The sequence below is a fragment of the Rhizobium sp. Root491 genome (genome assembly GCF_001427205.1).
In the GTDB taxonomy this organism is placed as follows: domain Bacteria; phylum Pseudomonadota; class Alphaproteobacteria; order Rhizobiales; family Rhizobiaceae; genus Agrobacterium; species Agrobacterium tumefaciens.
In genome coordinates this window covers 1-20,503 of the sequence record NZ_LMFF01000006.1, presented here as the reverse complement: position 1 = coordinate 20,503, position 20,503 = coordinate 1, and the positions used below count along the sequence as shown (strand labels likewise).

24 protein-coding genes and 1 tRNA gene are annotated in these 20,503 nt (G+C 57.1%); 8 read left to right on the top strand and 17 right to left on the bottom strand.

The window, feature by feature from the left end; translation table 11 throughout:
• Positions 1 to 426 carry an arsenate reductase (glutaredoxin) gene (gene arsC, locus ASD46_RS10035; RefSeq protein WP_081308787.1) on the top strand — a complete coding sequence of 142 codons (426 nt, stop codon included), beginning with the start codon at positions 1 to 3 and terminating at the stop codon, positions 424 to 426.
• Entirely contained in the window at positions 401 to 1,129 is a 729-nt protein-coding gene (gene arsH / locus ASD46_RS10030) for an arsenical resistance protein ArsH (RefSeq protein ID WP_060642172.1), read from the top strand. The genes arsC and arsH overlap by 26 nt, the downstream gene beginning before the upstream one ends.
• A gap of 4 nt (positions 1,130 to 1,133) precedes the next feature.
• On the opposite strand, the gene arsK is transcribed toward arsH, so the two are convergent.
• The 3 genes from arsK to ASD46_RS10015 all read right to left on the bottom strand — a co-directional run bounded on the left by arsK (position 1,134) and on the right by ASD46_RS10015 (position 3,767).
• Entirely contained in the window at positions 1,134 to 2,339 is a 1,206-nt protein-coding gene (gene arsK / locus ASD46_RS10025) for an arsenite efflux MFS transporter ArsK (protein WP_025595274.1), read from the bottom strand.
• A complete protein-coding gene (locus tag ASD46_RS10020) occupies positions 2,332 to 2,703 on the bottom strand; it encodes an ArsR/SmtB family transcription factor (protein WP_060642171.1) in 372 nt (123 codons plus the stop codon). The genes arsK and ASD46_RS10020 overlap by 8 nt, the downstream gene beginning before the upstream one ends.
• Positions 2,704 to 2,843: 140 nt before the next feature.
• Entirely contained in the window at positions 2,844 to 3,767 is a 924-nt protein-coding gene (locus ASD46_RS10015; RefSeq protein WP_003518035.1) for a LysR family transcriptional regulator, read from the bottom strand.
• Between the two features lie 112 nt (positions 3,768 to 3,879).
• On the opposite strand from ASD46_RS10015, the gene ASD46_RS10010 reads away from it, so the two are divergent.
• Genes ASD46_RS10010 through speB form a run of 5 tightly spaced genes read left to right on the top strand, consistent with a single transcriptional unit; the run spans position 3,880 to position 7,796 of the window.
• Positions 3,880 to 4,722, top strand: coding sequence for a transporter substrate-binding domain-containing protein (locus ASD46_RS10010; RefSeq protein ID WP_060642170.1), 843 nt, complete (start codon positions 3,880 to 3,882; stop codon positions 4,720 to 4,722).
• Positions 4,723 to 4,741: 19 nt separating this feature from the next.
• Positions 4,742 to 5,392 carry an amino acid ABC transporter permease gene (locus ASD46_RS10005; protein ID WP_019566611.1) on the top strand — a complete coding sequence of 217 codons (651 nt, stop codon included), beginning with the start codon at positions 4,742 to 4,744 and terminating at the stop codon, positions 5,390 to 5,392.
• The gene (locus ASD46_RS10000) at positions 5,389 to 6,039 is read left to right on the top strand and encodes an amino acid ABC transporter permease (protein ID WP_019566612.1); all 651 of its coding nucleotides are present in this window, start codon (positions 5,389 to 5,391) and stop codon (positions 6,037 to 6,039) included. The genes ASD46_RS10005 and ASD46_RS10000 overlap by 4 nt, the downstream gene beginning before the upstream one ends.
• 1 nt (position 6,040) lies before the next feature.
• A complete protein-coding gene (locus ASD46_RS09995; protein WP_003518027.1) occupies positions 6,041 to 6,823 on the top strand; it encodes an amino acid ABC transporter ATP-binding protein in 783 nt (260 codons plus the stop codon).
• Positions 6,824 to 6,842: 19 nt separating this feature from the next.
• Positions 6,843 to 7,796, top strand: coding sequence for an agmatinase (gene speB / locus ASD46_RS09990; RefSeq protein WP_019566614.1), 954 nt, complete (start codon positions 6,843 to 6,845; stop codon positions 7,794 to 7,796).
• Between the two features lie 211 nt (positions 7,797 to 8,007).
• On the opposite strand, the gene ASD46_RS09985 is transcribed toward speB, so the two are convergent.
• The 6 genes from ASD46_RS09985 to ASD46_RS09960 form a co-directional block, all read right to left on the bottom strand.
• Positions 8,008 to 8,682, bottom strand: coding sequence for a 4-carboxy-4-hydroxy-2-oxoadipate aldolase/oxaloacetate decarboxylase (locus ASD46_RS09985; RefSeq protein ID WP_003518022.1), 675 nt, complete (start codon positions 8,680 to 8,682; stop codon positions 8,008 to 8,010).
• A 101-nt stretch (positions 8,683 to 8,783) separates the two neighbouring features.
• Positions 8,784 to 9,620, bottom strand: a complete 837-nt coding sequence (locus ASD46_RS09980) for an ABC transporter substrate-binding protein (protein WP_019566615.1) — start codon at positions 9,618 to 9,620, stop codon at positions 8,784 to 8,786.
• A 30-nt stretch (positions 9,621 to 9,650) separates the two neighbouring features.
• Positions 9,651 to 10,412: an amino acid ABC transporter ATP-binding protein gene (locus ASD46_RS09975; protein ID WP_003518020.1), complete on the bottom strand. Its 762-nt coding sequence runs from the start codon at positions 10,410 to 10,412 to the stop codon at positions 9,651 to 9,653.
• Positions 10,409 to 11,167 (bottom strand): amino acid ABC transporter permease, encoded by a 759-nt coding sequence (locus ASD46_RS09970; RefSeq protein WP_003518019.1) that lies wholly within the window; start codon positions 11,165 to 11,167, stop codon positions 10,409 to 10,411. Before ASD46_RS09970 ends, ASD46_RS09975 begins: the two co-directional genes overlap by 4 nt.
• On the bottom strand, positions 11,164 to 11,871 hold the full coding sequence (locus ASD46_RS09965) for an amino acid ABC transporter permease (protein ID WP_003518018.1): 708 nt from the start codon (positions 11,869 to 11,871) through the stop codon (positions 11,164 to 11,166). Before ASD46_RS09965 ends, ASD46_RS09970 begins: the two co-directional genes overlap by 4 nt.
• Entirely contained in the window at positions 11,868 to 12,647 is a 780-nt protein-coding gene (locus tag ASD46_RS09960) for an SDR family oxidoreductase (RefSeq protein ID WP_003518017.1), read from the bottom strand. Before ASD46_RS09960 ends, ASD46_RS09965 begins: the two co-directional genes overlap by 4 nt.
• A gap of 210 nt (positions 12,648 to 12,857) precedes the next feature.
• Here ASD46_RS09960 and nac point away from each other — a divergent pair, with 210 nt between their 5' ends.
• Positions 12,858 to 13,763 carry a nitrogen assimilation transcriptional regulator NAC gene (gene nac, locus ASD46_RS09955; protein WP_003518016.1) on the top strand — a complete coding sequence of 302 codons (906 nt, stop codon included), beginning with the start codon at positions 12,858 to 12,860 and terminating at the stop codon, positions 13,761 to 13,763.
• Between the two features lie 45 nt (positions 13,764 to 13,808).
• On the opposite strand, the gene ASD46_RS09950 is transcribed toward nac, so the two are convergent.
• From ASD46_RS09950 to ASD46_RS27025, 8 genes are all read right to left on the bottom strand, one after another.
• A complete protein-coding gene (locus tag ASD46_RS09950) occupies positions 13,809 to 15,014 on the bottom strand; it encodes a pyridoxal phosphate-dependent aminotransferase (protein WP_082546185.1) in 1,206 nt (401 codons plus the stop codon).
• Positions 15,015 to 15,063: 49 nt separating this feature from the next.
• Entirely contained in the window at positions 15,064 to 15,831 is a 768-nt protein-coding gene (locus ASD46_RS09945; protein ID WP_013761974.1) for a 5-oxoprolinase subunit PxpA, read from the bottom strand.
• A 30-nt stretch (positions 15,832 to 15,861) separates the two neighbouring features.
• On the bottom strand, positions 15,862 to 16,857 hold the full coding sequence (locus tag ASD46_RS09940) for a biotin-dependent carboxyltransferase family protein (RefSeq protein WP_025595281.1): 996 nt from the start codon (positions 16,855 to 16,857) through the stop codon (positions 15,862 to 15,864).
• The gene (gene pxpB / locus ASD46_RS09935) at positions 16,854 to 17,561 is read right to left on the bottom strand and encodes a 5-oxoprolinase subunit PxpB (protein WP_025595282.1); all 708 of its coding nucleotides are present in this window, start codon (positions 17,559 to 17,561) and stop codon (positions 16,854 to 16,856) included. The genes ASD46_RS09940 and pxpB overlap by 4 nt, the downstream gene beginning before the upstream one ends.
• Positions 17,558 to 17,986, bottom strand: coding sequence for a hypothetical protein (locus tag ASD46_RS09930; RefSeq protein ID WP_025595283.1), 429 nt, complete (start codon positions 17,984 to 17,986; stop codon positions 17,558 to 17,560). The genes pxpB and ASD46_RS09930 overlap by 4 nt, the downstream gene beginning before the upstream one ends.
• Positions 17,983 to 19,371 (bottom strand): acetyl-CoA carboxylase biotin carboxylase subunit, encoded by a 1,389-nt coding sequence (accC, locus tag ASD46_RS09925; RefSeq protein ID WP_025595284.1) that lies wholly within the window; start codon positions 19,369 to 19,371, stop codon positions 17,983 to 17,985. The genes ASD46_RS09930 and accC overlap by 4 nt, the downstream gene beginning before the upstream one ends.
• On the bottom strand, positions 19,371 to 19,805 hold the full coding sequence (locus ASD46_RS09920) for an acetyl-CoA carboxylase biotin carboxyl carrier protein (protein WP_060642168.1): 435 nt from the start codon (positions 19,803 to 19,805) through the stop codon (positions 19,371 to 19,373). Before ASD46_RS09920 ends, accC begins: the two co-directional genes overlap by 1 nt.
• A gap of 269 nt (positions 19,806 to 20,074) precedes the next feature.
• Positions 20,075 to 20,154: transfer RNA gene (locus tag ASD46_RS27025), tRNA-Met, on the bottom strand.
• Positions 20,155 to 20,503: the final 349 nt, after the last annotated feature.

The window sequence follows — 20,503 nt, the reverse complement described above, 5'->3', positions numbered from 1 at the left end:
ATGGACGTCACCATCTATCACAACCCGGATTGCGGCACTTCGCGCAACACCCTCGCACTCATTGAGCACGCCGGTATTCAACCCACTGTGATCGAGTATCTGAAAACCCCGCCGAGCCGCGAGCAACTCGTCAAGATGATCGCCGACGCCGGGCTGACCGTCCGCGAGGCGATCCGCGAGAAGGGCACGCCCTATACGGTGCTTGGGCTTGGATATCCTGAACTGACCGATGACCAGTTGATCGATGCCATGCTCGAGACACCAATCCTGATCAACCGGCCATTCGTCATCACCCCAATGGGTACGCGGTTGTCGCGCCCCTCGGAAGTGGTTCTGGATATACTTCCGGCAGACGCATTCAAGGGGCCGTTTACCAAAGAAGACGGCGAACAGCTCCTCGATGATGAAGGAAAGCGCATTGCCTGACACATTCCCCGCACTTGAGGGCCAGCACCTGCACGCGATTGATCTCGATGCTATGCGTCCGGCCTTTTCGACACATAAGCCCCGCATTCTGATCCTCTACGGTTCGCTACGCGAGGTATCCTACAGTCGTTTGCTTGCCTTCGAAGCAGGGCGGCTGCTCGAACGGCTTGGATGCGAAGTTCGGATATTCGATCCGAAGGGCCTGCCTTTGCCCGACGAAGCACCGGTGAGCCACCCGAAGGTGCAGGAATTGCGTGAGCTCTCGCAATGGTCGGAAGGGCAGGTTTGGGTAAGCCCCGAGCGCCACGGCGCGATGACCGGCATCATGAAGTCGCAGATCGACTGGATTCCTCTCTCGCTCGGATCTGTTCGCCCGACACAGGGCAAGACGCTCGCCGTCATGGAGGTTTCCGGCGGCAGCCAGTCCTTCAATGCCGTGAACCAGATGCGTATCCTCGGGCGATGGATGCGGATGATCACCATCCCCAACCAGTCGTCGGTCGCAAGGGCGTATCAGGAGTTCGATGCTAACGGACGGATGAAGCCGTCTCCCTATTACGACCGGGTGGTGGATGTCTGCGAGGAGCTGGTGAAGTTCACCATCATGACCCGCGATGCCTCGGCCTATTTGACCGACCGCTACAGCGAGCGGAAGGAAGAAGCAGTCGAGTTGGAGAAGCGGGTCTCCCTGAAGTCGATCTGACGACCTAGGTTGTTGCGGTGGCTGGCCGCCGACAGGACGCTGCCACCGCAACGAATGCCGTGATGCTGACCGCGCCGAGACATGCGTTTCCAATGAGTGACAGGCTCAGGCCAAAGTTTTCCATGGACGCCGCGAACGCGAAGGGTGCCCCGGCTCCGAGCGCCAGTCGAGCTGCCGCCATCTTGCCCGTGATCGCGCCATACCCTTCCGATCCGAACAGATAGAGTGGCAGGCTACCCTGCGCGATGCTGTTGATGCCTGACCCAAGCCCGAGGCAGATTGCGAACGCGACTGACCCCGGTAGCCAGTCTCGCGTTGCCAGCAAGATCAGGATGCCGAACACGATCAGCACCGCCGACAGGACGGCGAGCGCTGGCGGCGACAGGTTCTTTCCGAAGACCATGTTGATCAGGCGGCTTGCGACCTGTGCCGGACCGAACAGAGATCCTATAACTACTGCCGCGCCACCTAGCCCGATGGAACCGAGCATCGGCACCATGTGCGCGAGGATCGCGGCAAGCGTAAATCCGAGAAGCGCGAAGGCGAACGACACCATGATCATGCTTCGGCGGCGCGCATCGTGGGGGATTGCTCCGATTATGGCTTCGCGAGGCACAGCCGCATCCGCATTCGGTCCGGTCTTGCCGACGCGCATGATCCAGACGTGTAGAGGCATGCAAAGGAACAGATTCAGCGCTGCAAAGACCAGATAGATCTCACGCCACGACATCCATTCGGAAAGCGCGGCCGAGATCGGCCAGAAGATCGTCGATGCGAATCCACCGATCAGCGTGAGGTAGGTGATGCTCCGGGATGCGGTTCTGGGATCGCTTTCGACCAGCGTCGCGAATGCGGCCTGATACTGCACCATTCCGGACGATACCTCGAGCAGGATGATGGCAACGGCGAAGATTGCGACTGACGGTGACCAGGCACAGAGCGACAGCATCAAGGCCGCAAGGCCTGAGCCGACCGTCATCACCGTGGCGGCTCCGATCCTATCCATCTGCCTGCCGATATAGGTTGCCGACAGACCTCCGATGAATAGCGACACCGAAAAGACGCCAAATACCTCCGCCAATGTCAGGCCGAGGTCTTCCGCCATGCCGGGGGCAAGAATACTGAAACTGTAATAGAGAGTGCCGTAACCGATGATCTGCGTGAGGCCAAGCGCTGAGACGATGCCAGCAGGTACTTTCGAATTATGCAATGATATTGCCCCCATCGGACGAAGTGCCGGCCGGACTGGCGCATCCATTGCTTCGCTCGACATTCTCCAGAATCGCCGGATGTTCGGCACAACAGTCTTCTACCAGGAATTTCACAAGCTCGGCCAAAGTGTCGTAACTGGCGCTGTAAAGGATAGACCTCGATATTCGTCGTTGCGAGACCAGGCCAGACCGCTCCAGTTCCTTGAGATGAAACGACACGTTCGTTGCCGAGACGCCCATGCGCTCGGCGATTGCACCGGCGGCCAGTCCGTCAGGACCGGCAACGACAAGTGCTCGAATGATCGCGAGGCGCGTCTCCTGAGAGAGGGCAGCAAATGCCGAAAGAGCCTGATGCTGATCCATACTTCAATAATCCTTGAATTATTGAAGTATGGATAGCGAACAGCGATGCCATCGGCAAGGCAATTTCTTCCGAGATCACACTTGCCCCTCTGGAACATACGTCGGCGTTCGCGACGACGGGGCTGTGAGCGGCGTATGCTCTACGCCTTGCGCGCGTTCTTGTGAAACGCCTCTGATGCGAAACCGGCGAGTTCGCGAATGAAGAAATCGAGCACCGTCGAAGGCTTTTCAGCGGACCGCGTGGCAATAACGAAGGTGGACTGGATACGGGTCTTTGCTGCCATCAACGGCCGGAAAATTCCTTTCTGGACCCAATCATCTGCATAATGATCAGGCAGATACCCAACATAGTGGCCGGACATCACGAACATCGCCTGCGCCTCCATGTTGGAGGCCGAAGCGCGCGCCCGTGCCTGCGGAAAATATTGCAGCTCACGCATATTGGCATAGGGCCGCACGACAAAATCGAAGGATTCGATGCGCTCGACGGAAAGTTCGGCATCGGGAAGATGAAAGAGCTGGTGTCCCTTCGCGCAATACAGTGAATGCGCCTCTTCCCTGAAGCGCGAAAGCTTCAGGCCCTGATACGGCAGCGTTTCCGGTAAAAGTGCGATGTCCAGGCCGCCATTGGCAATTTCCGACAACAGGGCGTCCGGCGTGTCGATCACCAGCTCGATACGTGCTTCCGGCGCCTTTTCGCTGATGCGGGCGATGATCCGGTGAATGGGCAGATCGTGATCGGTAATCGTGTTGTCCACAAGTCCCAGTCGCAACGTACCGGTAATACGGTTCTTGAGCGTACCGATATCGCTTTCGAAGGCGTTCAGCGCCAGGAACAGCACTTTCGAACGCTCATGTACGAGCGCGCCGCGATCCGTCAATTCAAAACCGGATCGCCCTCGCCGACACAGCTTGAAACCGAGCCTGTCTTCCAGTGCCTTGATGTGGAAACTGACAGCGGACTGGCTCAGCCCGAGCGTGATTTGCGCGCCGAGAAAACTCTTGTGCTCCACGACGGCGCGGAAGACGGCGAGAGAACGAAGGTCGGATTGCGCGAGCTGCATGGGGACCGTTACATCAATTTTACAAATATAAACTCCATCAGTTTCCTATTTTTCTGGAATAATGTCCATGGTTTCCTCCTCCCCAATCACAAACCAATAAGGGAACGAAACCATGCAAAACCTGCCCACTCTGAAATCTCTCGCACTCTGCGCAGCTTTCGCCGTCAGCCTCGGCGCATCCGCCCACGCCGCCGATCTTCTGGAAAAGATCAAGGCCGATAAGGTTTTCACTGTCGCAACCGAGGCCCGGTTTGCGCCGTTCGAATTTGTCGAGGACGGCAAGATCGTCGGTTATTCCGCTGACATCATGCAAGAAGTCATGAAAGCCTTGCCGGGCGTTGAGCTGAAGCGTCTCGATCTGCCCTGGCAGGGCATCCTGCCAGGCCTTGCCGCCAGCCGCTTCGATTATGTCGTGACCTCGGTCACCGTGACGCCCGAACGCATGAAGGCCTACAAGCTCTCAGCACCCGTTGCCGATGCGACGATGGCAATCCTGAAACGCAAGGGCGATGCCGAGATCTCCAAGCCGGAAGATATCGCGGGTAAGCCCGTCGGCTCGCAGGCGGGCTCCGCGCAGCTCAAGGCGCTTGAGACGTTTTCCGCCGAACTGAAGGCCACCGGCAAGGATGCCACGACGGTCTCCAGCTACACGGATTTCTCAGAAGCTTATGCCGACCTCGGTGCCGGGCGCCTGCGCGCCGTCGTCAACTCGCTTCCAAACCTTCTGGAAGCTGCACGCCAGCGGCCGGATGCTTTTGAAGTCGTTCTGCCGACCTTCGGACCGAAGACCTATTTCTCATGGGCGGGCCGCAACGATACTGACAGTGCGACGCTAAATGCCTTCATGGACAGTGAATTGGCAAAGCTCAATGCATCCGGCAAACTGGCCGAATTCCAGAAGAAATGGTTCGGCGCGCAGATGGAGCTGCCCGCCACTCTGCCGGCGACTGAGTGACCGGCAGGTCGAACCGGTCATGGACAAGATATCTTTTGCCATCTGGCCGGTTCTTCTGGACGGCCTCTTCACCACGCTGACCGTCAGCCTTTCGGCGCTTCTCCTGGGAGCGCCGCTGGCCCTTCTCCTCGCGGCCTGCGGTCGCAGCGGCCGCCTGCCCCGCCTGGCATCCGGTCTCTACATCTCCTTCTGGCGAGGCACGCCCATTCTAGTCCAGCTGCTGATCGTCTTCTACGTCCTGCCACTTCTGGGGCTGGATCTGACGCCGGTTGCTGCCGCAACTGTGGCGCTGGCGCTAAACACAGCCGCCTTCCAGTCGGAGATATACAGGGCAGGCCTGCAATCCATTCCAAAGGGAGAGCGGGAAGCCGCCGCCATGCTCGGCCTTTCCGCAGGTCGTACATTCCTGCACATTGAAGTGCCTCAGGCCTTCAGAACCATGTTGCCGGCACTTGTCGGCGAGATACAGGCTCTCGTGAAGAACTCCTCACTCGTTTCGGTCATCGCCGTCACCGACTTGACGCGCCGTGCCCAGCAATATGCGGCCACCACCTTCCGGCCACTCGACGCCTATCTCTCGGCTCTCCTGCTTTATGTCGCGGTTGGAGCGCTGCTTGCGGGAATAGGCCTCCTTGTCGAACGGCACCTGACAAAGGAAGCGACGCGATGATTTCCGGCTTTCTGAACGATATTCCTCTCTATGCGGCCGGTTTGTTCACAACACTGACAGTTTCCATTGCGGGTATCGCACTGGCCGTCATCATCGGTATCGTGCTGGCTGCGGCGCTACGGTCGCGGTACATGGCCATCTCCCTGCCGGTAAGGCTTTATGTGGAGTTTGCCCGCGGCGCGCCGCTCGCGCTGATCCTGTTTCTTTTCTATTATGGCGGCCCGCAATTGGGGCTGATCCTCAGCCCCTATGCCGCCGGCATCGTCGGTCTCGGCCTCTATGGCGCTGGCCCCTTTGCGGAGATTTTCCGCGCCGGTTTCAATGCCGTTCCAAGAGGCGAGATCGAAGCGGCGGGAATGCTGGGCATTACCGTCGGCGACACCTTTCTCCACATCCAGATGCCGCAGGCGCTGGCACTGACACTGCCGGCTTCGGTCGGCCAGGCCATTAATCTTGTCAAGGAATCCGCCGTTCTGTCCGTCATCACGCTCAGCGAGCTGACCAAGGTCGCCGGTACGATCAGCTCGATCACCTTCGCGGTCGTAACCCCTTATCTCACCATTGCCCTGCTCTACTGGGCAATCGTCGAAATCCTGTCGCGGCTCGGCCTCTATCTCGAACGCCGCCTTTCCACCGAAGGCTCCTGACATGAGCGAACGAACAGTTGTTATTTCCGCGCGCGGCCTGGAGAAAAGGTTCGGTGACAAGACCGTTCTGAAAGGCATCGATCTCGACATTCATATGGGTGATGTCCTGTGCATCATCGGACCTTCGGGATCGGGCAAGAGCACACTTCTGCGCTCGCTTGCATTTCTCGATCCCTATGACGCGGGTGATGTCGATGTCTTCGGCCGCCTGATCGGCTGGCGTGAAACCCCGCTTGGCCGCGAACGCGCCGGTCCGAAAGAACTGGCAGAGACGCGCCGCCCGCTTGGAATGGTCTTTCAGCACTTTCATCTGTGGCCGCATATGAGCGTCATCAAAAACGTGACATTGGCGCTCAGGCTCGTCCATGGCCTTCCCCAGGCCGAAGCGATAAAGCGCGGCCGCGCCATGCTGGATAAAGTCGGGCTTGCCGCTTTCGCTGACCGCCGACCCGACGGCCTGTCCGGTGGGCAGAAGCAACGCGTCGCCATCGCCCGCGCACTGGCGGTGAACCCTCGCGCCATGCTGTTCGACGAGCCGACCTCGGCACTCGATCCCGAACTTGTCGGTGAAGTGCTTTCCGTCATGAAGACGCTCGCGGCGGAAGGAATGACCATGGTCATCGTCACGCACGAAATGGGTTTTGCCGCACATGCGGCCAACCGTGTCGTCTTCATGGATGACGGCAAGATCGTTGAGGAAGGCGCGCCGCAGACGCTTTTCAGTAATCCGAAGAGCGAACGCCTTTCCCAATTTCTGCAAACCTGGCGCGAGCGCGCACTTTGATATCTGAAAGGACATCTCTATGACTGCCCACGGCTATGACGGCGGACGATTGAACCTGCCATTCGTCGGTATTTCCACCTTTGCCAAAAGTCCCTACGTCGAAAACTGGGACGCGATCGATGCGGATGTGGCGGTCCTCGGTGCCCCGTTCGATTTTGGGACGCAATGGCGCCCCGGCGCCCGCTTCGGGCCGCGCAGCATCCGTGAGGCCTCCACCCTGTTTTCCTTCGGCCACGCGGGCGCCTACGATCACGAGGACGACGTCACATATCTGGAAGGCGTGAAGATCGTCGATATAGGCGACGCCGACATTGTTCATACCGATACGGTGAACAGCCACGCGAATATTGAGTTCGGCGTCCGCAAGATCCTTAAAGCCGGCGCACTGCCTGTGGTGCTTGGCGGAGACCACTCCATCAACATCGCCTGCATCAATGCCTTCAGCGATCAGGAGCCGATCCATCTGGTGCAGATCGACGCGCATCTGGATTTCGTCGATGAGCGTCACGGCGTCCGCTTCGGACATGGCAGCCCCATGCGCCGCGCCTCGGAAAAACCGTGGGTCACCGGAATGACCCAGCTCGGTATCCGCAACGTCTCCTCCACCGCAAAGGAAGGATACGACTATGCCCGCTCCCAGGGCTCGGATATTCTCTCCGTGCGCCAGATCCGCAAACTCGGCGTGGACGCCGTAGTGGAGCGCATCCCCGCGGGCAAGCGCTATTATCTTTCGATCGATATCGATGGCTTCGACCCGTCCATCGCGCCAGGAACCGGGACCCCGAGCCATGGCGGCTTCATCTATTACGAGGTACTGGAACTGATTGCAGGTCTTGCAAAGCGTGGCGAGATCGTCGGCATTGATCTGGTCGAGGTCGCGCCTGATTACGATCACACCGGCTCCACCGCCATTCTGGCTGCGCAGATTCTGCTCAACACGATCGGACGTATCTTCATAGCTCGGAACGCATAAAAAACCGCGATCCGCCGGTACTGGATCCTTGGACACGCAGCGCGCAAGAAGGGCCGCCCTTGGGGCTTCCTGGAGTTCGATGGTCTCGTCAGACGTGAAGCCAAAAGCCCTCCCCGGGGGGAGGGCTTTTGTTTGCATTGATTGTAGCTATGGTTGCGACGGTTTTAAAAGTCCAAAAACGCCAAACGCGCCTCGCTGCACCACGCAAAAATCAGATATCAACGACAAGCCCCTTTGCCTTCAGGACGGGCTCCAGATTGCTAACTTCGATAACGGATTTGCCCTGCTTGTAAGCTTCAATGAAGCCCGCTTCAGCATCTTCGCGAATTTGCGAAAGACGTGCCGATTCCTGAGCGTCAGCACGACGCACAACCACCAAACCGTCCGCATCGCCAACAATGATGTCGCCGGGATTGACGATCTCATCGCCAATGATGATCGTATCGTTTACTGCGGCAATCGTTTCCTTGACGGTACCCTTGATGCAGACGCTGAACGAGAATACAGGGAAGCCAAGGTCTCGAAGCTGCAAGGTGTCACGCACACCGGTATCCGTCACCAGACCACCGATCCCCTTTGCAAGGCAGGCATTTGCCAGCACGTCGCCAAAGGAACCAGCCTCTTCGTACTCACCAGCTGAAACCACGATGATGTCGCCGGGCTTGGCGTAATTAATGGCCAGCTGCAACATGATGTTGTCACGCGGCGCGCATTTGACGGTAAAGGCGGGACCACACAGTTTCATGCGGTAATCGACAGGCTTGATGCGGGAGGAAAGTGCGCCCCTGCGACCCTGTGCCTCGTGGATGGTTGCCGGCGAAAACTTCGAAAGGGCTTCGATGTCTGCCTTGCTTGGCCGTTCTGCTATATCTTTAATGTGGATCATAAAACCTCCCACGGTAAGGCTGGCGGCGGGAACGTCCCGCCACTCGCATTGAGTTTAATTGTCATGTGTCAATCGTTGCCGTGGCTTGAAGCCAGGCGGGATCAGGGGATCGGGTCGAATTTCAGCTCGGAGAGCGGGACGACCTTGTCCGTACGGGTCATTTTGTATTCGGTATTCGGGCCAAGCCACTTGTCCCAGATTTTGTTTATCTCGCCGGAGGCGTCGAGTGTGCGCAGCACTTCATTGATCTTCGCTGTGAGGGCAGGATTGTCCTTTGCCATGCCGACACCGATCGGCTGATAGAGCATCGGCTCCTCGATCATGCGCATCGGTTTGCCCTTGGTCTTCGATTCATTGACGAACTTGGTGGTGGTCATGGTGTTGGCCACCATACCCCGCGCCTTGCCCTGCTGAACGGCAAGATAGGCAGAGGCAGTATCCTGGAAGGTCAGCGGCTCGGACTTGTTGAGCTTGATAGACATTTCAGAGGTCGAGCCCTTGGTGGAGGCGACACGCTGGCCTTCGTAATCCGACTTCTTCTTGCCGGCATCATCAACCGGCACGATCAGCATTTCCTTGGCGAGATAATAGGGATCGCTGAACTGAATCTGCTCGGCGCGGCTTTGTGTGTAGGCGAGATTGGCGACGGTGATATCGACGCGGCCAAGCTTGACTTCCGGCACACGGGCTTCCACCGACACCGGTTTGACTTCGGCCTTAACGCCCAGTTCCTTGGCGATCGCGTTGCAAAGATCAACGTCAAAACCGGCCATTTCACGGGTCTTCGGATCGGGTGCCGCGAATGGCACGACATCAGCAAAGGTTGCGCAACGAAGCACCTTGTTCGCCATGATCGTATCGAGTTGATCAGCCGCCGCTGGTGACGCGAGAGCGGTTCCAGCCAGTGCAACGGTAAGTGTCAGGCATTTCCAGTTCATGGTCAGTTCTCCTCTTATGATTGATTGGTATCAGTGGCGCAGATCGGAAAGGAACCGCTGCGCGCGCGGATGGCGTGGTGCTGTGAAAAACTCTTCCGGCGTCGCTTTTTCGAGAATTTCGCCGGCGTCGATGAACCAGATGCGGTCGGCAACTTCACGGGCAAAGCCCATTTCGTGGGTCACGCAAAGCATGGTCATGCCCTCTGCCGCGAGCCCCTTCATGACGGCCAGCACCTCTCCAACCATTTCCGGGTCGAGAGCGCTTGTCGGTTCATCGAACAACATGACGGGCGGCTCCATGGCCAGCGCACGCGCAATTGCCACGCGCTGCTGCTGACCGCCGGACAATTGCCCCGGATAGGCGCCAGCCTTGTCGGAGAGGCCTACCCGATCCAGAAGCTTCAAAGCTTTCTGGCGGGCAACATCAGGTGCGACGCCTTTCACCCGGATCGGGGAAATCGTGACATTTTCGACAACAGACAGGTGCGGAAAGAGATTGAAATTCTGGAACACAAAACCAACTCTGCTGCGCAGAAGATTGAGTTCCTTTGTCTTGGTTGCCGCGTGAATATCCTGCCCATCGAGCGTGATGGATCCGCTGTTGATCTCTTCGAGACGATTGACGGTACGGATCAATGTGGATTTGCCGGAGCCGGAAGGGCCGCAGATGACGATAACCTCGCCCCGCGCAACTTCGGCGTCGACATTCTTCAAAACTTCGTAGTCGCCATAACTCTTGCAGACATTGGAAATGCGGATGGTCTGCTGTGTTGATGATGCCGTGTTTGTCATGGCTGCTCCGTTATGATTTTCGCCTGCGCCTGCAATGCCTGTTGCCGGCGACCGACCACACCGGCACGGCGTTTGGCGATACGCCGCTCGACGGCATTTGCGAGATACGTCAAGCTCCAGCAAATGGCGTAGTAGACAACCGCGAGGATGAGGAAGACCTGGAATGGTTGTGTCAGAAGCTGATTATTGACCTGACTTGCCGCAAAGGTGAGGTCGGGTACGTTGATGACGTAACCGAGCGTCGTATCCTTGATCGTGGCGACGAATGTCGAGATCATGCTGGGGATCATGTTGTAAAGCGCCTGCGGCAAGATGATGAAGCGCATTGCACCGAGATAGCTGTGGCCAAGCGCTCTCGCCGCATCCATCTGCCCGGCACCAAGAGCGACAATACCCGCTCTTACGACTTCGCTGAGAAATGCGCCCTGATAGATGACAAGCGTCGTCAACATGATGACGAAGCTCGGCACGTCTGCGCCGGTCCAGAGCGGAACGAGGAAATAACTCCAAAGGATGAGCATGAGCAAAGGCACGCCGCGCGTGACATAGACCAGCCCCGTTACCGGCCACCGCAGGAGCCGCCACTTGGACAGGCGCGCCATCGCCATAAGGATGCTGACAGGAAAGGCCAGTGCGATGGCAAGGGCAGACAGGATGATCGTGTTCGCAAGCCCTCCAAGCGGGCCGTTCGGATATTGCCCGATCAGCAGCAGCAACCAGTTGTCATGAACGATGGTAATCATATCGCCGATCATCCGCGTGCCCTCCACGCCGGATCAAGGCGCATCGAAAGATACGCACCGGCACCCATGATCAACAGCGAGAAGAAGAGGTACAGAACAGTTCCGACAAGATAGATCTCGAAGGTCTGGAAGCTGAGATTTTCAATTTCCTTGATGGCATGGGTCAATTCGGAAGCGCCGATAATGAGGGCGAGGCTGCTGTTCTTGAACAGGGAGACACTGTGATTGATGAGCGGCGGCAGGGCATTGCGCACGCCTTGCGGCATGATGATGAAGCGCATCGCGGAGAGATAACCGTGGCCCAATGCCTTGGCCGCCTCCATCTGTCCCGGGCTGACGGAGCGCAGGCCTGAACGCAGATCCTCACTGAAATAGGCTGCCTGACAGAGACCAAGACCCACCACGGCAAAGATCGCTTCGGCATTGTGACCGATCAGCCAGTCCGTCAAACCTGAAGGCAGGAGCGTGAATATCCCGAAGTACCACAGCATCAATTGCACGAGTGTGGGCACATTGCGGTGGTAGGAAACATAGGCCGCCACGGCGCGATCAGCAAAACGCGACGATGAAAACCGCACGCATAACAGGACCAGCGCAAGCGTCATGGCGAGAGACCATGACCCGATAAAGATGACGAAGGTCATCTGCAATCCGTGCCAAAGCATTGCAATATATTGCGGGTCGCTCAGGATTGCCGACAGGTCGAAACCGCTCACGGCTTTTGTTCCTTCGCTGCGTCAGCTTGCGCCACAGTCTGCGGTTTGGCCGTCTGAAGTCCGCCCATAACCTGCAATGTCGGGGTAATTTCCATATGGCCGATATTCATGGAAACTGGCGCGGCAACGGCAAAGGCTATCGCGTCGGCAATATCTTCCGCTTTCGGCAACTCGAAACCATCGATGAAGCGCTCGCGCACGCTCGGATCGTTGCCGTGAACGTGAGTGAAGATATCCGTCGCCACGCGGCCGGGGCAGATCTCCGTTACGCGGACGCGTCTGCCGAATGCATCCAGCCTCAACTGGTTCGAAAGCATGGCGACACCAGCTTTAACGGCATGATAGGTCGAGTTGCCACCGAAATTATAGTTTCCGGCGATGGACGAGATATTGACGACATGCCCGCGATCACGCTCCACCATGCCCGGAACAATCAGCCGGCAGATGTGGAGAACGGCACGGAGATTCACATCGATCAAAAGGTCGATATCCTCCGCATCAGCCTGAAGGAACTTCTTCGGCCTGTCGACGCCTGCATTGTTCACGAGAATGTCGAACTGCACCTTGTTTGCAAGATCGGCAATTGCAGCGCGATCGGTAACGTCGATCGCGTGCGGTATGCAGCCGGTGCGTTCGGCGAGTTCATTCAGGGCGCCGGCGCTGCGGGCAACCGCGTGGACTTCAATGTTTTCGCGGCAAAACCGCTCGACGACAGCGGCACCGATACCGGATGAAGCACCGGTGACCAAAGCGGTCTTGTAATCGGAGAATGGCATTCTGATCCCCTTTTTTGTTACCATCAACACTAGCGAAGCTTTCCCTGCTTGCCTAAGACCGATTATTTTTGGAGTAATAAGTAAGTTTTATGGAGACCCGCAAACAGGCAATTAGAGACGGGATTCCGGGATGTTCTTGTTCCAGGCAGGAGCTTTCCGCTCTGGCGCCCAGATTGCAAAACGCGTGCGAGCCTGTAAGCTGCGCCAAGCATGGATATAAGACGTCTCAAATCATTCATCGTCATCGTAGACAGTGGCAGCATCACGCGCGCCGCAGATATTCTGCATCTGGCGCAACCGGCACTCAGCCAGCAACTAGCCGCGCTTGAAGATCATTTCGGCCAGAAATTGCTCATCCGCAGCCAGCAGGGCGTGACGATGACGGATGCGGGACATGCCGTTTACCGCCATGCACAGATCATATTGCGCCAGATGGAACAGGCGCAGGTTGACGTATCGGCGGCTGGTAACTCAATTGCGGGACGCGTCTCTGTCGGTCTGGTCCCATTCAGCAGCGCTGCAACGCTTTCCGTGGAGCTGTTGGCGGAAACGCGCAAGCGACATCCGGGGATATTGATCCACCTGACGGAAAGTGTGGGACAAACCTATAGCCAGATGATCATGAATGGACGTCTGGAACTGGCATTGATCCACGGCGTCGGACCAATCAAGGGCGTAAAATTCGAGCCCATGCTCAGCGAAGAATTTTATCTTGTCGCACATCGCGATTTCGCAATCGAAGCGGATTCAAAACCGGTGCCGATCGCCGCGCTTGATGGCATGCCCATGCTGATGCCACCCGCGTATAATTTTGTCCGGCGCGCTGTAGACACGGCATTCACCCGCAGCCGGATCAATCTGAAGGTCGTCGCGGAAGTGGAAATCGTCAGGACGCTTGCCCGCGCCGTTGCAAGTGGTCTCGGCGCAACCATCATGCCAAAAGCCATTGCCAACCGGATCGTCTCGGAAACGAGCGAACCACTTATTTGCCGGCTGCTGTCGCCACGGATCGAAGAAACACTGTCGCTCTGCATGTCCGACCAGAATTCGCTGTCTGAGCCGGCTTTTGCCGTCAAGGATATCCTGGTGGAACTGACGGAAAAATTGAAACTTTAGAGTATCCTTTGGCCCGGCAGCCGAGCCAAAGGATCGTTTTCAGGATCAACGCATATCCTGGCAGAACTGTGCAATGCGGGCGCAGCCTTCGCTCAGCATCTCCATGCTCGTTGCATAGGAGATCCGGAAGTATGGGCTCATACCATAGGCGGCGCCCTGTACCGTTGCCACGTGATGCTCATCCACCAGCGCCATCACAAAATCCACATCACCTTCGATTTTGCGTCCGCCCTTGGTGGTCTTGCCGATAAGCCCAGATATATTGGGATAGAGGTAAAAAGCGCCTTCCGGCTTATGGCAGCGCAAACCGTCAATCTCGCCGAGTTTGCTCAGAACAAAATCGCGACGGTCGCGATAGATAGCGGCGCGTTCTTTAAGAAGATCCTGGGGACCGTCCAGCGCTGCAATCGCTGCCGCCTGCGAAACAGTGGCAATGCCGCCGCCGTTCTGACCGTTTACATTGCTTATTGCGGCGATAAGTTCCTTCGAGCCGCTGGCGCAATAGCCCAGACGCCATCCCGTCATGGCGTAAGCCTTCGACACGCCGTTCATTGTCAGAACGCGGTCATAAAGCCGCGGCTCCACATCGGCAATTGTGCCGAATTCGAAGCCATCATAGACAAGATGCTCGTAAATATCGTCAGTCAGGATCCAGACATGGGGATGACGCAGCATAACCTCTGCGATTGCTTTCATCTCCGCACGGGAGGAGGCGGCGCCGGTGGGGTTGTTGGGAAAATTGAGAATGAGCCACTTGGTACGTGGCGTAATCGCAGCTTCCAAATCTTCGGCACGCAGTTTGAAACCGGTTTGTTCGACGCACGGCACAGCGACCGGAACACCCCCTGCGAATTTGACGATATCCGCATAGCTGACCCATGACGGGGTGGGAATAACGACCTCGTCGCCCGGATTGCAGGTTGCAAGCATGGCGTTGAAAATTACCTGTTTGCCGCCTGCGGAAACGATGATCTGGCTGGCATCGTAGGTCAGATTATTGTCCCGCTTGAACTTTCTGGCGATCGCGGCTTTCAGCGCAGGCGTGCCATCCATCGGTGGATATTTCGTCTGCCCGCCAAGGGCTGCTTCGTGCGCGGCCTCGATTGCGTGAGCAGGCGTCGGGAAGTCCGGTTCACCTGAGGAGAGGCTGACCACCTTGACACCCTGCGCGGCCAGCTCTCTGGCGCGTTGGGTCATGGCAGCGGAAGCGGAGATGGAGACGTTTTTCAGGCGGTCTGATGTAGAGGGCATCTGCATGATCTTTCAGTAAGATTTAGAGAACGGGCCAACCAGAGGCCCATTAAGACGCGAGTTCTGCGGCAGGCGCGAGCGTTGCGCCGGAGGCGCTGATTTCACTACGCACGATACGCGCCAGCTCCAGTGAACCGGGCGTATCGCTGTGGACGAGAATGGAGCGAGCCGGCATTGTGATGACCGTGCCATCAATGGCTTCGACCGTGCCATCGGTCAGGAACCGGCGGACACGGGCGCGCACCGATGGTTCATCCTTGACCAGCGCGCCGGGAAGACCCCGCGCTACAAGGCTTCCCTTGGCGTCATAGGCGCGATCGGCCAAAAACAATGCCAGGGTCTTCAATCCAGCGCGTTTTGCCGCTCTCTCGATTTCGCTGTCCGGCGTTACGAACACCACAAGCTTCGGATCAACTGCAGAAATGGCATTCATCATCATATCGGCAAGCGCCGGGTCGCGATTGACCATATTGCCCATGGCCGCATGAAAACTGAAGTGCCCGACTTCGACGCCTTCGCTTTTGGCAATCGCGATCAAGGCCCCGAGCTGATAGAGCATCTGCTGTCTCAACTCATCCGGCTGGAAGGGCATTTCGCGTCGGCCGAAGCCTGCCCTATCAGGCAATCCCGGATGTGCGCCGATGCCGACGCCATTTTCTTTGGCAAGGCGAACCATTCGCGCCATCGTATCTGGCTCGCCGCCATGAAAACCACAGGCAATATTAGCCGACGATACGATCTTCATCATCGCTTCGTCGTCACAGAGCCGGTAAGGACCGAAGCCTTCGCCCATGTCGGAGTTCAGATCGATCTTCATCGTTTCCTCCCTTTGCTCCCTGGTTGTCCGTCAACCCATCGCATTCAGCGCTCGCTTGACCATTTGTGAGGTCTGGCGAACATCATCGACGTATTTCGCAACTGCCCGCTCGGCCACACGCGCTTCCTCGTGATTGGACCTCACGAATTTGATCTTCCCACCCGCGCGTGCCTGTCCTAACCGCCACAGGTCGGCTTCGATCACGCCGGCAATCTTTGGATAACCGCCCGCCGTATTTGCATCGCTCATCTGGATGATCGGCTCGCCACCTGGCGGCACCTGTACAACGCCCGGCATCACACCGTGGGAACGCATTTCGATGGCTTCGGTCGGTTTTATAGGATCACCCGACAGCCGGTAACCGGTCCGGTCGCTGCGGGAGGATATGCGCCAGATCTGGCTCCAGAATTCCTCGCCATCATTGGCAAACAGCTTTTGTTCACCGGCCGGAATAGCACGTATCGGCAAAACGCCGTCCACTACAGGCGGGAAAATATCGCTTAAAGCCACGGAAGGCTCAACTACACCAAGCCCGTTTGATGGCAGTGGTAACAGATCGGCGGAAGCCCCTATTTCGAGCCTGTCACCTTTTGCAAGCGGTCGCCCATCGTGACCGCCGAAACTGCCGCGCAGTGCCGTGCTTCGAGATCCCATCAAAACCGGAACGTCCAACCCGCCCGTAACCGCGACATAGGCGCGGGCGAGTTTCGGCGGCTGCCTCAGTTCCAGTATCTGACCTTCCTTGCCGATATGAGCGCACCAGGAAAGCAGCTCTTTCCCGTCAAGCAACGGGCGCCCATCCGTCCCGGTAACGGCAAATGTTGCTGTTTTCGTAAAACGCAATTTGAATGGAAAAGTCTGGACCTCGATGACGGCAGCATCTGCGGCATTACCGGTCAGAATATTGCCGATCTTAAGCGACAGAGGATCCATGGCACCGCCAGCAGAAACCCCGATGTCACGGTAACCGGGGCGACCGAGGTCTTGCACGGTGTTGAAGGGGCCGGTTTCGATAATCTCGATCATAGCTCGATCCCTGTAGGTATGAAGCGAACCGTATCTCCGGGTGCCAAAAGAGCTGGCGCAGAAGAGGCGGGATCGAACATCTGCAAATCGGCGTAACCGATGGAATTCCACCCATTCGGTCCGGTCAACATCGCCACACCCGTCTGCATTCCACCGATCGTCACGCAACCCTTTTCCATCTTGATCGATGGCACAGTTTTTCGGGGCATATAGATGCGCGCATCAAGACCATGCAGATAGCCAAAGCCCGGCGCGCTCCCAAGCGCGAAGACGCGGTAGGTCGCCTCATGGTGAATCCGCACGACTTCGCGGTCGCTCAGCCCTGAAAAATCACAGATGGCTGGAAGGTCGGCAGCGTATTCGCCCCCATAATGTACCGGTATTTCAACTGTCTTCCCGACAATATCCAGACTGGCTGCTTTATCCCAGGCATCGAGCAACTGAGACACGATGGACTCTGGATCTTCAGGCGTTTCCTTAAAAATCGCCAGAAGGTTCGTCATGCCGGGAATGACTTCCGCAACACCTGCCCAGACTTTTACCGTTTGCGAAAGCGCCCAGATCCAGCGTTGTGCTGGCAGATCAAATTCGCCGGATGCTTCGAGCAAGAATGACCGGGAGCCTATGAACGAAACGCGCGCCTGGCCTTTGATGACGGGCTGGATTTCGTGACGAGGTGCTAGAGTGTTCGATGTCGCAATCATGATTGAAGCTCGATTTCGAACAGCGGATCACCAAAACCAACCAGAGCATCCTGCACGGCAAGCTGATTGACGAGCGAACCGTTACGACCCGCGACAACGGGGATGAGAATGTGGTCGATCCGGATAAATCCAATCACGTCATCTGCAGCAACCAAACGCGGAAGATTTTGCATTTTTGCAGGCAGAGCAGGCTTAGAAGAGCAGAAGAGACCGGCAATCGGCGCTTTTACCACCACTTTCGAAACAGCGCCCTTTGGTGAGCAAACAGTGCCGGCGACGGAAATTGCAGATCTTGCCGAAGCAGAAACAATAATGCGTACCTGACCCTCAGGCGTCGTGATTTCCACGCCATCCACGCCTGCATCCGTCAGCATATCGGTCAAAGCTGTGAGTAAGACAGGGTCGCTAAAGTCGGGCCTGCTCATGCCGCGTTCCGTTCTTTTAGCCATTGTTCAAGATAGTGAATGTCTGTTTGGCCCTGCGCAAAAGCCTCGTCCTCAAACAGGGCGCGCAGGAGCGGAAGATTGGTCGAAATACCCTCCACCCGTGTACCCGCAAGCGCTTGGCGCATCCTAACCATGGCTTCAGCACGGGTCGGCGCATGTACGATCAACTTGGCGATCAAGGAATCATAATAGGGTGACACCCGGTAGCCGACATGGATATGGGTATCGACGCGAATCCCCTCTCCTTCCGGCAGCACAAGATTGGTCACGATGCCTGCCGAGGGGAGAAACTTATCAGGATCTTCGGCATTGATCCGGCATTCGAAAGAATGTCCGTCGCAGATAACATCTGCCTGCCGCAAGTCCAGAGGCTTACCCTGCGCCGCCTTGATCTGGGCCTGAACGATGTCGATGCCGCTCGTCATTTCCGTGACGGGATGTTCGACCTGCAAGCGCGTATTCATCTCGATGAAATAGAACTTGCCGTCTTCAAACAGGAATTCGAAAGTTCCCACCCCGCGATAGCCAATCTGTCGGCAAGCCTCGACGCAAGCCATACCAACCGGCTGGATCACATCGACCGAAATTCCAGGCGCTGGCGCTTCTTCGACCACTTTTTGATGACGACGTTGCATCGAACAGTCGCGGTGACCAAGCCAGACGGCATTGCCGTGCGTGTCGCACAAGACCTGTATCTCGATATGACGGGGATGCTGGAGAAACTTCTCCATATAGAGGACAGCAGAGCCAAAAGCCTGCCTCGCCTCCTCCCTCGTCAAGGTAATGGCTTCATGAAGCAAGGCAGCTTCCTGCACCACCCGCATGCCACGCCCGCCACCACCGCCCGCAGCCTTGATGATGATTGGATAGCCGATCTCATTCGCGATACGCTCAACCGTTTCAGCATCCTCGGGAAGCGCTGTATCCGGTCCCGGTACACATGGCACACCGGCCGCAATCATTGCCCGTTTGGCAGCGATCTTGTCGCCCATCGTGGAGATCGACCTTGCGTCCGGACCGATGAATACGAGACCGGCATCTTCGACAGCCTGAGAAAAGGCGGCATTTTCGGACAGAAATCCATAACCGGGATGGATCGCACCCGCACCCGTCAGACGGGCAGCGATTAAGATAGCATTCTGATTGAGGTAGCTCTTGGCAGCATTCGCCGGGCCAACACAAAGGAAGGTATCAGCCGTTTGGCCATATGGAGCCTGCCTGTCCGCCTCAGAGCAGATGGCCACGGTCTTCAAGCCCAATTCGCGGCAGGCGCGCTGAATGCGTGCAGCAATTTCACCCCGGTTGGCAATCAGGACCGTGTCGAAACCCGGTATATCCGATGTGGTGTTGAGACCTTCCGCCACTACGCGATCTCCGCCAGCAAATCATTGGCCTCAACCTCGCCACCATCAACCTCCGTCAGATAGGTGATCCGGCCAGCGCGTGGCGCAACAATTTTATTGAAGACTTTCATGGCTTCGATGATGAAGAGGGCCTGCCCCTCCTCGACCACATCTCCAGCCTCGACAAATGAAGGTTGTCCCGGCGCGGAAGCGCGATGCAAAACCCCAAAAATCGGGGCATGAACGGAAGTGGCCGATGTGGCGGCAGGAAGGATCGACTCCGACCGATCGATCAGGGCGTCATCCTCGGCTTTGACCGGGACATTGCTGCCAGTCTCTGTTCGAGGTGCGGTTTTGAATATCCGCACAGTTACGCTTTTCTCTGTCACCATGAGTTCGGTGACGTTCGTTCGTCCGACAAAATCAATCAGCGTCTTTATCTTTGGCAGGTCCATAAGCGTACTCGGCATTGTCCAAAGCCACCCGGTAATCCCGCACGATCGGGGTCACTTTCGGCTGCCTTAGACCTAGCACGATAGGCTGTTTGATGGGGTCAGAAGAACTTTTGATGGAGGTGTTCAATGAATAGGGGCCGTGAGCCCGTTGAGTTCGCGAAGCTCGAGTGTGCGTAATGGATCGACCGCTGCACGCCATCAGAGCCCCACGGGGCTGTACCACCAGCAAGTCATTTGCGGTATCCAAGGCCCTAAACGCAAAGTGCCCTCCGGGATGGGAGGGCTTTGTTGTTGATACCTGCGGCCTTCAGGTTATGAGCCTGACGAGCTACCGGGCTGCTCCACCCCGCGTTACCAGCGTAAATCCCTATGGGATTTATCGCGACCAGCGTAAATCCCTATTGGATTTATCGCGACTTCATCACAGGGACGCTGTGATGTATACTTCCGGAGCAAATTGCCGAAGGCGATTTGTCTCCTTTAAGGGACGCACCGTAATTGGGTGACCGATTTGTTTCGGCACATTGTGCGCTGGATTATTATAGCATAAAGGCCGCTTCAGCGGCCTTTTGATTAGGGCTTGAAGCCCTTTTTGTGACTGAGAAGATATTTGTTGCGTTTTGCAGACCTGGCAGCGACCTACTCTCCCGCGTCTTGAGACGGAGTACCATTGGCGCTGGGGCGTTTCACGGCCGTGT

What these genes read in the sequence shown, in the direction of transcription:
- ASD46_RS09970 (WP_003518019.1), bottom strand. Translation starts at nt 11,167, where the DNA reads ATGATCGGCGATATGATTACCATCGTTCATGACAACTGGTTGCTGCTG.
- ASD46_RS09985 (WP_003518022.1), bottom strand. Translation starts at nt 8,682, where the DNA reads ATGATCCACATTAAAGATATAGCAGAACGGCCAAGCAAGGCAGACATC.
- ASD46_RS09960 (WP_003518017.1), bottom strand. Translation starts at nt 12,647, where the DNA reads ATGCCATTCTCCGATTACAAGACCGCTTTGGTCACCGGTGCTTCATCC.
- ASD46_RS10015 (WP_003518035.1), bottom strand. Translation starts at nt 3,767, where the DNA reads ATGCAGCTCGCGCAATCCGACCTTCGTTCTCTCGCCGTCTTCCGCGCC.
- arsH (WP_060642172.1), top strand. Translation starts at nt 401, where the DNA reads ATGATGAAGGAAAGCGCATTGCCTGACACATTCCCCGCACTTGAGGGC.
- ASD46_RS09980 (WP_019566615.1), bottom strand. Translation starts at nt 9,620, where the DNA reads ATGAACTGGAAATGCCTGACACTTACCGTTGCACTGGCTGGAACCGCT.
- ASD46_RS10005 (WP_019566611.1), top strand. Translation starts at nt 4,742, where the DNA reads ATGGACAAGATATCTTTTGCCATCTGGCCGGTTCTTCTGGACGGCCTC.
- ASD46_RS10000 (WP_019566612.1), top strand. Translation starts at nt 5,389, where the DNA reads ATGATTTCCGGCTTTCTGAACGATATTCCTCTCTATGCGGCCGGTTTG.
- nac (WP_003518016.1), top strand. Translation starts at nt 12,858, where the DNA reads ATGGATATAAGACGTCTCAAATCATTCATCGTCATCGTAGACAGTGGC.
- ASD46_RS10020 (WP_060642171.1), bottom strand. Translation starts at nt 2,703, where the DNA reads ATGGATCAGCATCAGGCTCTTTCGGCATTTGCTGCCCTCTCTCAGGAG.
- ASD46_RS09975 (WP_003518020.1), bottom strand. Translation starts at nt 10,412, where the DNA reads ATGACAAACACGGCATCATCAACACAGCAGACCATCCGCATTTCCAAT.
- speB (WP_019566614.1), top strand. Translation starts at nt 6,843, where the DNA reads ATGACTGCCCACGGCTATGACGGCGGACGATTGAACCTGCCATTCGTC.
- ASD46_RS10010 (WP_060642170.1), top strand. Translation starts at nt 3,880, where the DNA reads ATGCAAAACCTGCCCACTCTGAAATCTCTCGCACTCTGCGCAGCTTTC.
- ASD46_RS09940 (WP_025595281.1), bottom strand. Translation starts at nt 16,857, where the DNA reads ATGATCGAGATTATCGAAACCGGCCCCTTCAACACCGTGCAAGACCTC.
- ASD46_RS09995 (WP_003518027.1), top strand. Translation starts at nt 6,041, where the DNA reads ATGAGCGAACGAACAGTTGTTATTTCCGCGCGCGGCCTGGAGAAAAGG.
- ASD46_RS09930 (WP_025595283.1), bottom strand. Translation starts at nt 17,986, where the DNA reads ATGAGCAGGCCCGACTTTAGCGACCCTGTCTTACTCACAGCTTTGACC.
- arsC (WP_081308787.1), top strand. Translation starts at nt 1, where the DNA reads ATGGACGTCACCATCTATCACAACCCGGATTGCGGCACTTCGCGCAAC.
- ASD46_RS09950 (WP_082546185.1), bottom strand. Translation starts at nt 15,014, where the DNA reads ATGCCCTCTACATCAGACCGCCTGAAAAACGTCTCCATCTCCGCTTCC.
- ASD46_RS09920 (WP_060642168.1), bottom strand. Translation starts at nt 19,805, where the DNA reads ATGGACCTGCCAAAGATAAAGACGCTGATTGATTTTGTCGGACGAACG.
- ASD46_RS09945 (WP_013761974.1), bottom strand. Translation starts at nt 15,831, where the DNA reads ATGAAGATCGATCTGAACTCCGACATGGGCGAAGGCTTCGGTCCTTAC.
- pxpB (WP_025595282.1), bottom strand. Translation starts at nt 17,561, where the DNA reads ATGATTGCGACATCGAACACTCTAGCACCTCGTCACGAAATCCAGCCC.